The 16,124-nt window shown below is 46.3% G+C and carries 13 protein-coding genes; 10 read left to right on the top strand and 3 right to left on the bottom strand.

Features of this window, described 5'->3' with window-relative positions; genetic code table 11:
• Positions 1-73 precede the first annotated feature (73 nt).
• The 3 genes from speE to RH061_RS22340 all read left to right on the top strand — a co-directional run bounded on the left by speE (position 74) and on the right by RH061_RS22340 (position 3,705).
• Positions 74-901 (top strand): spermidine synthase, encoded by an 828-nt coding sequence (gene speE, locus RH061_RS22350; RefSeq protein ID WP_102264622.1) that lies wholly within the window; start codon positions 74-76, stop codon positions 899-901.
• Positions 902-1,030: 129 nt separating this feature from the next.
• A complete protein-coding gene (speB, locus tag RH061_RS22345) occupies positions 1,031-1,903 on the top strand; it encodes an agmatinase (RefSeq protein WP_311072953.1) in 873 nt (290 codons plus the stop codon).
• Between the two features lie 482 nt (positions 1,904-2,385).
• Positions 2,386-3,705: a short-chain fatty acid transporter gene (locus tag RH061_RS22340; RefSeq protein ID WP_311072951.1), complete on the top strand. Its 1,320-nt coding sequence runs from the start codon at positions 2,386-2,388 to the stop codon at positions 3,703-3,705.
• A gap of 93 nt (positions 3,706-3,798) precedes the next feature.
• Here RH061_RS22340 and RH061_RS22335 read toward each other — a convergent pair whose 3' ends face one another.
• A complete protein-coding gene (locus tag RH061_RS22335) occupies positions 3,799-3,951 on the bottom strand; it encodes a DUF1540 domain-containing protein (protein ID WP_084135371.1) in 153 nt (50 codons plus the stop codon).
• A 227-nt stretch (positions 3,952-4,178) separates the two neighbouring features.
• Here RH061_RS22335 and RH061_RS22330 point away from each other — a divergent pair, with 227 nt between their 5' ends.
• Both RH061_RS22330 and argS read left to right on the top strand, forming a co-directional pair.
• A complete protein-coding gene (locus tag RH061_RS22330) occupies positions 4,179-4,622 on the top strand; it encodes a YwiB family protein (protein ID WP_311072949.1) in 444 nt (147 codons plus the stop codon).
• Positions 4,619-6,289, top strand: a complete 1,671-nt coding sequence (argS, locus tag RH061_RS22325; RefSeq protein WP_311072946.1) for an arginine--tRNA ligase — start codon at positions 4,619-4,621, stop codon at positions 6,287-6,289. Before RH061_RS22330 ends, argS begins: the two co-directional genes overlap by 4 nt.
• Positions 6,290-6,477: 188 nt before the next feature.
• On the opposite strand, the gene uvsE is transcribed toward argS, so the two are convergent.
• Together uvsE and cls are read right to left on the bottom strand one after the other, a co-directional pair.
• Complete coding sequence (gene uvsE, locus RH061_RS22320; RefSeq protein WP_311072944.1) at positions 6,478-7,437, bottom strand: UV DNA damage repair endonuclease UvsE; 960 nt, start codon at positions 7,435-7,437, stop codon at positions 6,478-6,480.
• A gap of 27 nt (positions 7,438-7,464) precedes the next feature.
• Positions 7,465-8,652: a cardiolipin synthase gene (cls, locus tag RH061_RS22315; protein ID WP_311072943.1), complete on the bottom strand. Its 1,188-nt coding sequence runs from the start codon at positions 8,650-8,652 to the stop codon at positions 7,465-7,467.
• A 225-nt stretch (positions 8,653-8,877) separates the two neighbouring features.
• On the opposite strand from cls, the gene RH061_RS22310 reads away from it, so the two are divergent.
• The 5 genes from RH061_RS22310 (at position 8,878) to RH061_RS22290 (ending at position 16,108) form a co-directional block, all read left to right on the top strand.
• On the top strand, positions 8,878-10,989 hold the full coding sequence (locus RH061_RS22310; RefSeq protein ID WP_311072941.1) for a (Fe-S)-binding protein: 2,112 nt from the start codon (positions 8,878-8,880) through the stop codon (positions 10,987-10,989).
• A 296-nt stretch (positions 10,990-11,285) separates the two neighbouring features.
• Positions 11,286-12,473 (top strand): acetyl-CoA C-acetyltransferase, encoded by a 1,188-nt coding sequence (locus RH061_RS22305; RefSeq protein WP_311072940.1) that lies wholly within the window; start codon positions 11,286-11,288, stop codon positions 12,471-12,473.
• A gap of 70 nt (positions 12,474-12,543) precedes the next feature.
• The gene (locus RH061_RS22300; protein WP_311072939.1) at positions 12,544-13,395 is read left to right on the top strand and encodes a 3-hydroxybutyryl-CoA dehydrogenase; all 852 of its coding nucleotides are present in this window, start codon (positions 12,544-12,546) and stop codon (positions 13,393-13,395) included.
• Positions 13,396-13,454: 59 nt separating this feature from the next.
• Positions 13,455-14,585, top strand: a complete 1,131-nt coding sequence (locus tag RH061_RS22295) for an acyl-CoA dehydrogenase (RefSeq protein WP_311072938.1) — start codon at positions 13,455-13,457, stop codon at positions 14,583-14,585.
• A gap of 383 nt (positions 14,586-14,968) precedes the next feature.
• Positions 14,969-16,108 carry an acyl-CoA dehydrogenase gene (locus RH061_RS22290; RefSeq protein WP_311072936.1) on the top strand — a complete coding sequence of 380 codons (1,140 nt, stop codon included), beginning with the start codon at positions 14,969-14,971 and terminating at the stop codon, positions 16,106-16,108.
• The last annotated feature ends 16 nt before the right edge of the window (positions 16,109-16,124 follow it).

The following is a 16,124-nucleotide window of genomic DNA, read 5'->3' as shown; positions in this document are numbered from 1 at the left end:
AGTAGAGCTGCTCGCCATGAAAATTCGCCGCAACATGACGGAAAATTTTTTTGCCGAAAGGAAGGAAGAAAAAATGGGTCTTTGGTTTACAGAAAAGCAGACAGAAAACTTTGGTATCACAATGAAAGTGAACAAGACGTTACATACAGAACAGACAGAATTCCAGAAGCTTGATATGGTGGAAACAGAAGAGTGGGGCAATATGCTTCTTCTTGACGACATGGTCATGACTTCTGTTAAAGATGAGTTCGTATACCACGAGATGGTTGCGCATATTCCATTGTTCACGCACCCAAACCCTGAGCATGTATTGGTTGTAGGTGGCGGAGACGGAGGCGTAATCCGTGAAGTGCTTAAGCACCCTAGCGTGAAAAAGGCGACGCTTGTGGATATCGATGGAAAGGTAATCGAGTATTCTAAGAAATACCTGCCTGAAATCGCAGGCAAGCTTGATGACCCACGAGTGGATGTCCAGGTTGGCGACGGCTTCATGCATATCGCGGAAAGCGACAACCAGTACGATGTCATCATGGTTGACTCTACTGAGCCAGTCGGTCCGGCAGTGAACCTGTTCACAAAAGGTTTCTACGCAGGAATCTCAAAAGCATTGAAGGAAGACGGAATCTTTGTTGCGCAGTCTGACAACCCATGGTTCAAGGCTGACCTCATTCGCAATGTGCAGAAGGATGTTAAGGAAATCTTCCCGATCACACGCCTTTACATTGCGAACATCCCAACATACCCAAGCGGAATGTGGGCATTCACACTAGGTTCAAAGAAGCATGATCCGCTTGAAGTGAGCGAGGACCGCTTCCATGACATCGAAACAAAGTACTACACGAAAGAGCTTCACAAGGCAGCTTTCGTATTGCCTAAATTCGTTGGCGACCTTGTAAAATAATAAAGATTACGAACCATATCTATACGGCTTCCCGGTCCGCCGGGGGCCATTTTACTGTGAAAAGGGCTTGAGCTAGAAGTGATATAACACTTTGTGATTTAAAAAAACAACTTGAAAGAGGTGCTTAATATGCGTTTTGATGAAGCTTATTCTGGCAATGTTTTTATCGGCAGCCATTCAAATTATAATGAAAGCAAGGCAGTCCTTTACGGTATGCCTATGGACTGGACTGTCAGCTACCGTCCTGGTTCACGTTTCGGCCCGACCCGCATCCGCGAGGTATCGATCGGCCTTGAGGAGTACAGCCCGTACCTTGACCGCGAAATGGCGGACCTGAACTACTTTGATGCAGGAGATATCCCGCTGCCATTCGGCAATGCCCAAAAGAGTCTTGATTTGATCGAGGAATATGTGGACAAGCTTTTGGCTGAAGACAAATTCCCGCTTGGCATGGGAGGAGAACACCTGGTGTCCTGGCCTGTCATGAAGGCTTTTGCAAAAAAATACGAAGACCTTGCCATCATCCACTTTGATGCGCATACGGACCTTCGTGAACATTATGAAGGTGAACCATTGTCGCACTCTACGCCAATCCGCAAGATTGCTGAACACATTGGCCCGAAAAATGTCTACTCATTCGGAATCCGTTCCGGCATGAAGGAAGAATTTCAGTGGGCAAAGGAAGTGGGCATGCATATCTCCAAGTTTGAAGTCCTTGAACCTTTAAAGGAAGTATTGCCGTCGCTTGCTGGCCGTCCGGTATATGTCACGATCGACATTGACGTTCTAGATCCTGCACATGCACCTGGAACAGGAACAGTCGACGCCGGCGGAATCACTTCCAAGGAGCTGCTTGCATCAATCCATGCCATCGCAAACTCTGGCGTGAACGTAGTCGGAGCAGACCTTGTCGAAGTCGCGCCAATCTATGATACATCCGAAATGACCGCAAACACAGCAAGCAAAATCATCCGTGAAATGCTGCTTGGATTTGTAAAATAAGCTTGGCCCCATTTTAATACACACGAAAAAGAGACGTATGAATTGGCATACGTCTTTTTGGTATTGGTTTTACTGACCCCAGGTCGGTTGGGCCCCGGGTTAAGAAACCTGAACGGATAGACGGAAAAGTTCCGCTTAACCTTAAATTTTTATAAAAAAAGGTCTAAATAGCCGGAGAGATTCCGTCTATGCACTTTAAAAAACCAATAATAGAAGGTTTTTCTTTACTTAATCGGAAAATCTCCCCTTATTTACCTCCGAAACGAGTCCCGGTAAGCAATTAAACGGAAAATCTCCGCTTATTGACATATTTTTAAAAGGAATGAAAGCAATCTAAGGTCTTTAAGTCCTGGTTTCTCAGGTCATATTCAGAATAAAATAATGACCAGTTACTAATAGTTGCTTTTATAGGGAGGAATATTCAGAATAATATAGAAAATATAATGATTATGTAAGTAATCACTAAAAGGGAGGTAACAAGGATGAAAACATTGGTTTCTTTTTTCAACCGCATTATGCAGCGGTATCTGCCTGATCCGTTTCTTTTTGTCATCATCTTAACATTTGTTGTATTTGGATTAAGCCTTATTTTTACCGACAGCGGTCCTTATCAGATGGCCCAGCATTGGGGTGGCGGCTTTTGGAGCTTGCTGACATTCTCGATGCAGATGGTGTTTGTGCTTGTGACAGGTCATGTCCTGGCGAGCAGCAATGTTTTTAAAAGGGGACTCGGAGCACTTGCCTCATTGGCGAAATCACCTGGCCAGGCAATTGTGATTGTCACAGTTGTCTCGATGATCGCAAGCTTGATAAACTGGGGATTCGGTCTGGTCATTGGGGCTCTTTTCGCGAAAGAGCTGGCGAAAAAGGTTCAAAATGTAGACTACAGGCTGTTAATTGCAAGCGCTTACGGAGGATTTATTGTCTGGCACGGCGGGATCTCGGGTTCGATTCCGCTGACAATTGCGACGGAAGGACATTTTTCTCAGGATCTGATTGGCATCATTCCGACTGATCAGACTATTTTTGCAGGGTTCAACCTGCTGATTATTTTAATCATGCTTCTCGTATTGCCACTGGTTAACCGCATGATGATGCCATCAAAGGATCAAACGGTGACTGTCGACCCTGCATTGCTTGAAGCGGACTTTCAGGCAGCCACGATCGAGCAGGGAGCGATGACACCTGCGGAGAAACTGGAAAACAGCAAAATCATTTCTTTGATGATTGGTATTTTAGGCCTGGTATTTTTATTTTACTATTTTGCTACAAACGGATTTAAGCTGAATCTGGATATCGTCAACTTCCTTTTCTTGTTCCTCGGAATCCTGTTCCATGGCACGCCGAAACGTTTCCTTGAAGCTGTCGTGAATGCGGTAAAAGGAGCGAGCGGAATCATCATCCAGTTCCCTTTTTACGCGGGAATCATGGGAATGATGACAGCATCCGGCCTTGCAGCGGTCATGTCGGAGGGCTTCGTAGCGATTTCCAATGAATTCACATTCCCGTTCTTCACATTCCTGAGCGCCGGTCTTGTCAACTTCTTTGTACCTTCAGGCGGGGGACAGTGGGCGGTCCAGGCGCCAGTCATGCTGGACGCAGCACAAACACTCGGAGTTTCCATCCCGAAAACGGCAATGGCCGTGGCCTGGGGCGATGCATGGACCAACCTGATCCAGCCATTCTGGGCACTGCCAGCACTGGCGATTGCCGGACTCAAGGCAAAAGACATCATGGGATACTGTGTCCTTATGCTAGTTGTTTCAGGGGTTATCATCTCGGTTGGAATGCTGTTTTTCTAGAGGTTTTTTTAAAGAAGAGGAGCAGATTGCTTCTCTTTTTTATTGAAAAAAACAAATAAAAAACTGGACAGCAGCGCCGTCCAGTTCTGTTTATTACATCTTTTCGAATGTATCACAAATAGTTTCACGTTCATTTACTGCTTGTTTTCCAGAGTTCGCTACTACAAGGATCGAATCAGCGACACATTGATCGCCCTCAGCCCAATATTTACAGTTTTCTACTTCGCACTTAACTTCGATTTTCATGTAGGCCACCTCCTTAAAAGGTTTTGATAATCAATACCCGCTTTGGTGTTGGGCTAATCCTAAAGAATGATTTTCCATGCTAAACCTACTTCCAAGACCCTGCTAACCTTGCACTTTCAAAGGAGAATATTTATACTTATAAAGTTATAATGAAGATAGAAAAGCGACAGCGATTTGGTCAGTACCGGCAAAGCGCTGAAGCTGGATAAGAGAAGGGCGTGTTAACGGTGTCTAGTAAACCCGCTGATCAGATTCCTGTCAAGGTGACGGTTAAAACGGCAATTTACAGTGGCAAAGAGAAGGAAACTTTTGAATTGACCACTTTTGGCCGATACTATAAAAAGGCGAACAGCTCTTACCTCCAATATGATGAAGTGATGGAGGAAGGGGATGTCCATACAACAGTAAAAATATCAGGGGACGAAGTGCTGATCATGCGCAGCGGCGCGATCAAGATGAGGCTTCATTTTCTGCTGAATAAAAAAACTCCGGGTAATTATAAGACCCAATATGGGCTGCTCGAGACCTCGGCGCTCACAAAGCGGCTCGACACGAATTTTAACGAGACAAAGCAGGAGGGCCATGTGGACTTGCTGTATGATATGGCAATCCAGGGCGCGAATGCAGGTACATACCATTTAACGATCAATTATAAGGAGGAAGGCAAATGAATATAGTTGAACAGGTCCAATTGAAGCTGAAGGAAGAAATTAAGCAGGCGATCATCAAAGCTGGTCTTGCTGAGGAAGCCCAAATTCCGGCCGTTATTTTAGAGACGCCTAAGGAAAAAGCACATGGGGATTACTCAACGAATATGGCGATGCAGCTTGCGCGTGTTGCGAAAAAGGCCCCTCGCCAGATTGCAGAGCAGTTGATCGAGAACTTTGATAAAAGCAAGGCATCCATCGAGAAAATCGAAATCGCAGGTCCAGGGTTCATCAATTTTTATATGGATAACAGCTATTTGACTGACTTGATTCCGGCAATCCTTGAAGCAGGAGACAAATATGGTGAATCAAAGGTAGGAAATGGACAGAAGATCCAGGTCGAGTTCGTTTCTGCCAACCCTACCGGTGACCTTCACCTGGGACATGCACGTGGAGCAGCTGTCGGCGATTCATTGTGCAATGTGCTTGCCAAGGCGGGTTATGACGTGTCACGCGAGTACTATATCAATGACGCTGGTAACCAGATCAATAATCTGGCGCTTTCTGTTGAGGCTCGCTACTTCCAGGCGCTTGGCATGGACAAGCCGATGCCTGAGGATGGCTACCATGGTGCAGATATCATCGGAATCGGAAAAACCCTCGCTGAGGAGTTCGGTGATAAGTATGTGAATGTTCCCGACCAGGAACGCTTTGATGCTTTCCGTGAGTACGGCCTGAAATATGAAATGGAAAAGCTTAAGCAGGATCTTGAGAACTTCCGTGTTAAGTTCGATGTTTGGTACTCAGAAACTTCTCTATATCAAAATGGAAAAATCGATGTGGCGCTTGATGCGCTGCGTTCAAATGGCCATATCTATGAAGAGGATGGAGCGACATGGTTCCGTTCGTCAGAGTTGGGCGATGACAAGGACCGGGTGCTGATCAAGCAGGATGGCTCATACACGTACCTCTTGCCGGATATTGCTTACCATAAGGACAAGCTTGAGCGCGGCTTTGAAAAGCTGATCAACATCTGGGGAGCGGACCACCATGGTTATATCCCTCGTATGAAGGCAGCGATCGAGGCGCTTGGCTATGATCGTGAGGCGCTTGAAGTTGAAATCATCCAGCTCGTCCATCTGTACAAGAATGGCGAGAAGATGAAGATGAGCAAGCGTACAGGCAAGGCTGTCACAATGCGCGACCTGATCGATGAAGTAGGTTTGGATGCAGTCCGTTACTTTTTTGCGATGAGAAGCGCTGACACTCATATGGACTTCGACCTTGACTTGGCCGTTTCCCAGTCCAATGAAAACCCAGTGTTCTACGCACAGTATGCACATGCCCGCATCAACAGCATCCTGCGTTCTGCTGCAGAGCAAGGTTTGATTTTTGACATTGAGGCAGACTTCAAGCACATTCAGTCAGAGAAGGAAATCGACCTGCTGAAAAAGCTAGGCGAATTCCCGCTGGCCGTTGCCGAAGCAGCACAGAAGCGCATGCCGCACCGAATCTCCAACTACATTTTCGAACTGGCATCCGTATTCCACAGCTTCTACAACGCAGAAAAAGTACTGGATCTGGAGAATAAAGAAAGAACAGTGGCCCGCCTGTCACTGATCAAGACAGCGCAGATCACATTGAAGAATGCACTTGAATTAATTGGGGTATCTGCTCCGGAGAAGATGTAATATGTAAAATGAAGAGACCCAGCCGCTGATGGCTGGGTCTCATTTTCAGTTGGAAAAAATACAGTGAGATTTCCAATTCGCTATATAAAATCGATTCTCGCTATAAAAACGATTTTTTCGCTATATAAATAAAATTTCCGCTTTAAGATTGATTTTTGTGCTATAAAAAATGGATTTATAGCAGCTATTTAAGTTTTCCACTCCAAAACAGCTCCGCCGATCCGCTTCACTCCGCGGATTTTGGCCAAATCTTCGACCAGCTTTAGCGCTGCTTTGTCTTTTTCCTTTGCTTCAATCATGAAATCAACGTCCTGGCCGATGCCCCGAAGTATTTCAATCAATGGCAGGATAAATTCTGGATCAACATAATCGGCGTGTGATCGATACGCTTTTTCGGATTTAGGGGAGGAGATATGGATCTTAGGCTTCATTCCCGTCCGTTCCCAGGTTGCAAAGCCGGCAGGTAGCAGGTTTTCCAGGGACTCTTCACAGAGATTCGCCATATGGTGATGATAATCGAACATGAAGGCTACATCTTCTTTTATGCAGGCTCCCAGTGTTTCTTCCGAATTATAGGTTTTATCATCATTTTCAAGCGTGGTGATTTTTTTGATATGGGCTGGCAGCTTTGCGAAGTTTTCATGAAAACGCAAAATCGTCTCTTCTTTGTTGCCATATGCCCCGCCAATATGGATGTTGATCAGTGCGTTATTTTCCAGTCCCATCGCTTTGAGCATTCCGTAGTGATATTCCATATCGATGATGGCATTTGCTGTCACTTCCTCTCTCGGTGAAGTGAACAGCGTGTATTGGTTTGGGTGAAAACTGGTGCGTATCCCATGTTTTTTTACCAATGCGCCGATTTCCAGCCATTTGTCGCGGAAGGGCGTGACATAGTCCCACTTGACCTCAGGGTGAGTCGCAAGCGGTGCGATCGAACTTGAGAATCGATACAGGGGAATATCATGGGCGATATTATAATGAATCATTCTTTCTGTGTTCACAAGGTTCTGATAGGTTACCGACAGCAGCTTTTCATGCCGTTCTTCCTTTGGCAGCTGCCCGTAACGAGCAAATGTAAGTGCCTTGGATGGAGATGCATCCCACAGGCTGATGGCGGTGGATACATAGCCCAACCGAATAATCATAGGTACACTCCTTTGTTGCCTTCTCTTTTATAAAAAGTAAGATATTGTACTCGCGGCTTTTTCCTTCAGCAGGGCACGGTTGAAGTCATCTAAGGCAGCCTTCCTTGAGTTCATGATGTCTTCTGTCATGATCCGCTTCACTTTTTTTATAAAATCACCATCATAAATCAGACAGTTCAATTCATAATTTAAGAACATGCTTCTTTTATCGAAATTGGCCGTGCCAATGTCACAAACCTCATCATCCACCATCAGGACCTTTGCATGGTAAAAGCCATTTAAATACTGGTAGACTTCTGCTCCATCTTTGATCAAAGTCCTCAGGTAAGGATATGATGCTTCTTTGACAAGGACATGGTCGGAAACGAGCGGGACGAGAACCGTAACTGAAACACCTCTTGTGATCGCATTTCTCAATAAATTGAATACTCTCTTACTCGGGATGAAGTAGGGTGTCCCGATAAAAATGGAGGCCTTTGCCTTGCTGATCAGATCAGACATCATTTCCTCCAGCAGGATGCCTTCAGTTGGAACGAGCTGTTGACGAATCTTCCCTTTTTCGAGAGCAGGGAAGTAGGCTTTGTTTTGCAGCAAATTGACTTTGGCAGCAGCATGCCAATCCTCGAGGAATTCTGATTGAAGGTCAGCGACCCCTTCTCCGGTCATTTTCAAATGGTAATCTCGCCATGGCGACAGCTTTGGATCCTGATTATTATATTCTTTCCCGATATTGAAGCCGCCGAGATAAGCGATTTGACCGTCAATCACAGTGATCTTCCTGTGGTTACGCACCTGCGAAGAATAAAAAAGGAAAGGCAGTTTGGGCATTTGCGAAAAGGCGAATTCAATTCCAGCAGACTTCAGGGAATTGATCGTTTTACGCTTCAATCCGCTCCCGACCCAGTCGATCAAGAGCCTGACCTCAACCCCGTCCTTAGCTTTTTCTTTTAAAATAGATAAGAATTCCTGGCTGATTTTATCATCCTGGACGATGTAAAACAAAATGTGAATGTGCTGTTTTGCTTTTTTCAATTCGGAAAAAAGGTCGTCGAACAATTTAGGACCTTCAGCAAAAATGGCAAGATTGCTTTCCCTGATTGGCAGCGTATTTGTTTTGGCATTTGCCAGATGCTTTTTCCTGCCAAGCAGGAAGTCCGTATAGATCCATAGGGCAAGCCCGGCTATTATTGCAAGCAAGATCCATCCAAAATTCATAGCAATTCGGCTCCCTTTAAAAGTATTTTCTTTATTTTTGCCGAAATTGCTTCATATATGTTAAGTTTCCTTTAAAAGAGGAAGTATAAACAATTTTCAGAAATGAAAGGAAATGAGTTGACTGAATGCTCATTCATTATATAATGTAGTTAAAGGTATATTCAGAAAATTTATTTGGTTAGAAATTTTCGTCCAAAAATAGCATCGAAAGGGGTAAATGATTTTATGAACGGTTTGCTATGGATTAATCTTATTGCGTTCTTACTTGTAACCGCTTACGCCATCAGCTTGTTTGTTTATGTCGTTAAGACGAGAATCGAGTACATCAAGCTCGGCAAGAAATCTGAGTTTGATGATGATATCAAGGATCGCTGGAGGAGAATTCTTGTCCATGTCTTTGGCCAAAAAAGGCTTTTGAAGGACAAGAAAAGCGGTGCGATTCACGTTATGTTTTTTTATGGCTTCCTTCTTGTCCAGTTTGGGGCAATAGACTTCATCTGGAAGGGGATTAAACCTGGCTCTCATTTGCCGCTAGGACCGCTATATCCAGGCTTCACATTTTTTCAGGAAATCGTTACGCTGACGATTCTTGTAGCAGTAGTTTGGGCTTTTTACCGTCGTTATGTAGAAAAGCTTGTCCGTCTGAAGCGCGGCTTTAAAAATGGGCTTGTCCTCCTGTTCATCGGCGGATTGATGCTTTCCGTATTGCTTGGAAACGGTATGAGCATGATCTGGCACGGCCATGAAGGAACATGGACTGAACCAGTGGCATCCCTCATCGCATCAGCTTTCAGCGGAATTCCAGAAGCAGCTGCCATCACGATTTTCTATATCGCATGGTGGATTCACTTGCTGTTCCTGCTTGCGTTCCTTGTGTACGTACCGCAATCCAAGCATGCTCACTTGATTGCCGGACCAGCCAATGTTTATTTGACAAGGGTTGATTCACCAGGAAAAATTACAAAGATTGACTTTGAAGATGAAACACAGGAAACATTCGGTGCTGGAAAGATTACCGACTTCAATTATGAACAAATGATCGACTTTTACGCATGTGTAGAATGTGGACGCTGTACGAATATGTGTCCGGCAACAGGCACTGGAAAAATGCTGTCGCCAATGGACCTGATCGTCAAGCTGCGTGACCATTTGACACTTACAGGTGCGGCTGTCACTTCCAAACAGCCTTGGGTGCCAACTTTCGCATTCTCTAATACAAAAGGCAACCAGATCGCATTATCAGCTGCCGGCCAGGGTGCAAATGAAGCTGCAGCTGGCCTTGCATACAGCCCAAGCATGATCGGCGATGTCATTACAGAAGAAGAAATCTGGGCATGTACAACTTGCCGTAACTGTGAAGATCAGTGTCCGGTAATGAACGAACACGTGGATAAAATCATCGACCTCCGTCGTTACCTTGTTTTGACTGAAGGGAAGTTGGACGCTGATGCACAGCGCGCGATGACGAATATCGAGCGCCAGGGCAACCCATGGGGCTTGAACCGTAAGGAAAAGGAAAACTGGCGCGAGCTGCGTGACGATGTTGTCATTCCTACGGTAAAAGAAATGAAAAAGGCAGACGAAGAATTCGAATACTTATTCTGGGTTGGCGCGATGGGTTCATTTGATAACCGCAGCCAGAAGATCGCTCTTTCGTTCGCTAAGCTATTGAACGAAGCAGGCATCAAGTTCGCCATCCTTGGAAACAAGGAAAAGAACTCCGGCGATACACCACGCCGCCTTGGCAACGAGTTCTTGTTCCAGGAGCTTGCGACAAAGAATATCGAAGAGTTCGAAAAAAATGAAGTGAAGAAGATCGTGACGATCGACCCTCACGCATACAATATCTTTAAGAACGAGTATCCTGATTTCGGCTTTGAAGGTGAGGTTTACCACCACACTGAGCTTCTAGCGCAACTAGTGAAAGAAGGAAGGCTGACTCCAAAGCATGCAGTGAACGAAACGATCACTTTCCACGATTCCTGCTACCTTGGACGCTATAACGAGGTATATGACGCACCGCGTGACATCCTCAAGGCGATTCCAGGTGTGGACCTGAAGGAAATGGAACGCAACCGCGATACAGCAATGTGCTGTGGTGCTGGCGGCGGCTTGATGTGGATGGAAGAAGAAACAGGACACAGAATCAATGTATCACGTACAGAACAAGCACTTGCAGTAAACCCATCCGTCATCAGTTCCGGATGTCCATACTGCCTGACAATGCTCTCTGACGGAACGAAAGCGAAAGAAGTGGAAGAAAACGTCGATACACTAGACGTAGCAGAACTTCTTGAAAAATCCGTTTTTGGTGAAATCAAACCGCTTGTTTCTTAATGCAAATTAATACTTAAAACATGAATAGTAGAAGTTGACTCACAGTGAAAATTCGACATAAGACAGAATTTTTAGCAAAGTGTTTCAATTTCTACTATTTTTAAAGTAAAATGAATAATATGATAAAGCGCTTACATTAACCTTCGGCAACAAATCACCTTAGAACCTCACCTAAACAAGCATACGCTAATTTTTTTGGACCAGTTTCGAGCGAGCGTTCAGTCACTCATGAAAGCTGGATTGAGTTTTATTTTTTTCATTATCAAAAATTAATAGATTGAAAGGGAGAGATGGCAATGGGCAGAGCAGTCATTTTAGCAGGGGCAAGAACACCAATCGGCAAGATGGGAGGAGCACTCAGCAGCTTTACAGCAAGCCAGCTTGGCGGCATCGCCATTAAAGAAGCCTTGTCCCGTGCGGAAGTAAAACCTGAGGAAGTCGGAGAAGTCATTCTCGGAACCGTCCTTCAGGGAGGCCAGGGACAGCTTCCTTCACGCCAGGCAGCAAAGGCAGCAGGCATTCCATGGGAAGTAAAGACAGAAACCATCAACAAAGTGTGTGCTTCCGGTATGCGCAGCTTGACACTTGGCGACCTGATGATCCGTGCAGGAGAAGAAGAAGTCATTGTAGCGGGCGGAATGGAGTCCATGAGCAATGCACCATATATTTTGCCAAAAGCACGCTGGGGATTGAGGATGGGCGATGGCCAGGTGAAGGACTTGATGGTCCATGACGGACTCACTTGCAGTTTTAAAGGAGTACACATGGGCACATACGGAAATGAAGTCGCGAAAGAATATGAAATCAGCCGCGAGGAACAGGATGAGTGGTCATACCGAAGCCACCAGAGAGCGATCGAAGCAATTGAATCTGGAAAGCTTGCTGAAGAGATCGTCCCGGTTGAAGTACCGCAGCGAAAGGGAGACCCGATCCTTGTACAGCATGATGAAGCGCCGAGGAAGGATACTTCCCTGGAAAAGCTGGCAAAACTCGGTCCTGTATTTAATTCCGATGGGACGATTACGGCCGGAAACGCACCAGGCGTCAATGATGGTGCGGCTGCCCTCGTGTTGATGAGCGAAGAACGTGCTCAGCGTGAAGGCAGGAATCCGCAGGCAGTCATCCTTGCACATGCAGCCATCGCTACTGAAGCAAAGGATTTCCCGAAAACTCCAGGGATTGTCATTAATGAATTGCTGAAGAAAACAGGAAAATCCCTAGAGGAAATCGATCTTTTCGAAATCAATGAAGCATTTGCTGCTGTCGCATTGACAAGCGGCCGTATCGCAAACCTCGATCCGGAAAAAATCAATGTGAACGGCGGTGCGGTCGCCCTTGGACACCCAATCGGAGCAAGCGGGGCGCGCATCATCCTGACTTTGATGCACGAACTGAAGCGCCGTGGCGGCGGGGTCGGCATTGCGGCCATCTGCTCAGGCGGAGGCCAGGGCGACGCAGTGATGATCGAGGTTCCTAAGCAATAAGAGTTTTGAAATAGACAGGAGGGCAGGAATGCTTGCCCTCCGTTGAAATGATCTTATAGGAGGAAAACCAATGAGTGTGAAAACAATTATGGTAATCGGTGCTGGACAAATGGGTTCAGGCATTGCACAAGTATGCGCGCAGGCAGGATATGATGTGTTCTTGAATGACCTTAAGCCAGAGTTTGTTGAACGAGGATTGGCTGGCATCAAGAAGAACCTTAACCGACAGGTGGACAAAGGCAGGATGACCACCGAGCAGCTTGATGAAGTTGTCAGCAGAATCACTTCTTCCACAGACCTTCAGGATGCAAAGAAAGTAGACCTTGTCATTGAAGCTGCTGTCGAGAACATGGATATCAAGGCGAAGATCTTTGCTCAGCTTGATGAAATTGCACCTGAACATGCGATCCTTGCTTCCAATACATCATCATTGCCAATCACTGAAATCGCGGCAGCGACAAAGCGTCCGGAAAAAGTAATCGGCATGCATTTCATGAATCCTGTGCCTGTCATGAAGCTAGTCGAAATCATCCGTGGTCTGGCGACGGCTGATGAAGTCTATCAAACAATCGAAGACATCACTAAGACATTGGAAAAAGTCCCTGTCGAGGTTAATGACTTCCCAGGCTTTGTTTCAAACCGAATCCTGATGCCGATGATCAATGAAGCAATTTACACACTGTATGAGGGTGTCGCCACGAAGGAAGCAATCGACGAAGTCATGAAACTTGGCATGAACCACCCGATGGGACCGCTTACCCTGGCCGATTTCATCGGTCTGGATACTTGCCTTTATATCATGGAAACACTCCACGAAGGCTTTGGCGATGACAAATACCGCCCTTGCCCACTGTTAAGGAAATATGTAAAAGCAGGCTGGTTAGGCAAAAAATCAGGCCGCGGCTTCTATACCTACGAGTAATGATCATTCGTGAATCCGTCCATACATAAATGATTGTCTGGACGTGGGGAGGGTTAAAAATGAATCTAAGATTTACAGAAGAGCAGGAAATGATGCGCAAAATGGTGCGGGACTTCGCGCAAACCGAGATCGCTCCATTTGTTGAAAAAATGGAAGAGGGCGAGTTTCCGAGGGAGATTTTAAGGAAGATGGGCGAGCTAGGCCTGATGGGAATCCCGGTTCCTGAAGAATATGGCGGGTCGGAGATGGATTTCATCTCCTATATCATCGCCATCCACGAAATTTCCAAAGTCAGCGCCACGGTTGGCGTCATCTTGTCCGTTCATACTTCCGTCGGCACGAATCCGATCTTGTATTTTGGCACAGAAGAGCAGAAGAAAAAATATGTGCCTAAGCTTGCTGCAGGCAAGTATCTTGGCGCATTCTGCCTGACAGAGCCAAGCGCCGGTTCGGATGCTGCCAGCCTGAAAACAAGGGCGGTCAAGAAGGATGGACACTATGTGTTGAACGGCTCCAAGGTGTTCATCACAAACGGCGGAGAAGCTGATGTGTATATTGTGTTCGCTTCTACTAATCCAGAAGCTGGACCTAAAGGTGTTTCCGCTTTTATCGTTGAAAAAGATACCCCGGGCTTCATCGTCGGCAAAGATGAGCACAAGATGGGACTTTACGGCTCACGTACTGTCCAATTGACATTCGAAGACATGAAGATACCGGAAGAAAACCTGCTTGGCCAGGAAGGCGAAGGATTCAAGATCGCGATGAGCAACCTTGACTCCGGACGAATCGGTATTGCGGCACAAGCTCTTGGAATTGCAGAGGCTGCACTTGAAGCGGCGACTGCCTATGCAAAAGAAAGAGTCCAGTTCGGCAAGCCAATAGCCGCCCAGCAAGGAGTCGGCTTCAAGCTTGCGGACATGGCAACATCGGTCGAAGCTGCAAAACTATTAATCTATCGCGCTGCGCAATTACGCTCAGAAGGACAAAAATGCGGAAACGAAGCCTCCATGGCAAAGCTGTTCACATCACGCACAGCAGTAGAAGTCACCACAGAAGCCATCCAGGTCTTCGGCGGCTACGGTTACACAAAAGACTACCCAGTCGAACGCTACTTCCGCGACGCCAAAGTAACCGAAATTTACGAAGGCACTAGTGAGATTCAGAAGATTGTTATTAGTAAGCAGTTATAAGTCCGGTATTATGACAGGTTTGGCGGTAAAAGCCGAAATGCTTTCAAGAAAAGCCTGGAATCGTGACAGGTTTGGAAGAGAAAGCCGAAAAGCTGTCAAGAAAAGCCTGGAATCGTGACAGGTTTGGCAGAGAAAGCCGAAAAGCTGTCAAGAAAAGCTCGGAATCGTGACAGGTTTGATAGTGAAATCTGAAAAGCTGTCAAGAAAAGCCTGGAATCGTGACAGGTTTGGCAGTGAAAGCAGAAAAGCTGTCAAGAAAAGCCCGGAATCGTGACAGGTTTGGCGGTAAAAGCCGAAATGCTGTCAAGAAAACTCTGTAATCAGCAAGTTAAATGTAACAGCTACCTATATAAACTAATCCAACAGTAACGGAGGAAACAAAAATGAATTTTCGATTATCCGAAGAACATGAAATGATCCGAAAAATGGTCCGTGATTTTGCGAGGAATGAAGTGGCTCCGACAGCTGCTGAGCGTGACGAAGAGGAACGTTTTGACCGCGAGATTTTTGACAAGATGGCGGAGCTGGGCTTGACTGGTATCCCTTGGCCTGAAGAGTATGGCGGAATTGGCTCTGATTATCTTGCATACTGCATCGCAGTTGAGGAACTTTCCCGTGTTTGTGCGTCCACAGGCGTTATGCTTTCAGCACACACATCTCTAGCTGGCTGGCCGATCTTCAAGTTCGGAAACGAAGAGCAGAAGCAAAAGTACCTGCGTCCAATGGCTGAAGGAAAGAGCATCGGCGCATACGGTTTGACTGAGCCGGGCAGCGGTTCAGATGCAGGTGCGATGAGAACGACGGCAAAAGAAGACGGCGACCACTATGTGCTTAACGGATCAAAAATCTTCATCACAAACGGTGGCGTAGCGGATATCTATGTTGTATTTGCATTGACTGATCCGTCCAGCAAGCATAAGGGAACGACAGCATTCATCGTGGAAAGCAATTTCCCTGGATTCTCTGTCGGCAAGAAGGAGAAAAAGCTCGGCATCCGTTCATCTCCTACAACGGAAATCATTTTTGAAGACTGCCGCGTGCCAAAGGAAAACATCCTTGGCGAAGTGGGCGAAGGCTTCAAAGTCGCGATGATGACACTTGATGGCGGCCGTAACGGTATTGCTGCCCAGGCGGTTGGTATCGCACAGGGAGCGCTTGATGCTGCAGTTGATTACGCGAAAGAGCGCCAGCAATTTGGCAAGCCAATCGCGGCGAACCAGGGAATCGGCTTCAAGTTAGCTGATATGGCTACATCTGTTGAAGCTTCGAGACTACTAACCTACCAGGCTGCATGGCTTGAGTCTGAAGGTCTTCCATACGGCAAGGAGTCCGCAATGTCCAAATTGTTTGCCGGCGACACAGCGATGAAGGTGACGACTGAAGCTGTCCAGGTATTCGGCGGCTACGGCTACACGAAGGATTATCCAGTCGAACGTTTCATGCGCGACGCGAAAATCACGCAAATCTATGAAGGAACACAGGAAATCCAGCGTCTCGTAATCTCAAGGATGCTGACGAAATAATAAGGCGGGTAGATGT

It is taken from the genome of Mesobacillus jeotgali, assembly GCF_031759225.1.
GTDB lineage: Bacteria > Bacillota > Bacilli > Bacillales > Cytobacillaceae > Mesobacillus > Mesobacillus jeotgali_B.
The sequence above is the reverse complement of the archived record's forward strand: the minus strand, read 5'-3'. Positions and strand labels throughout refer to the sequence as shown.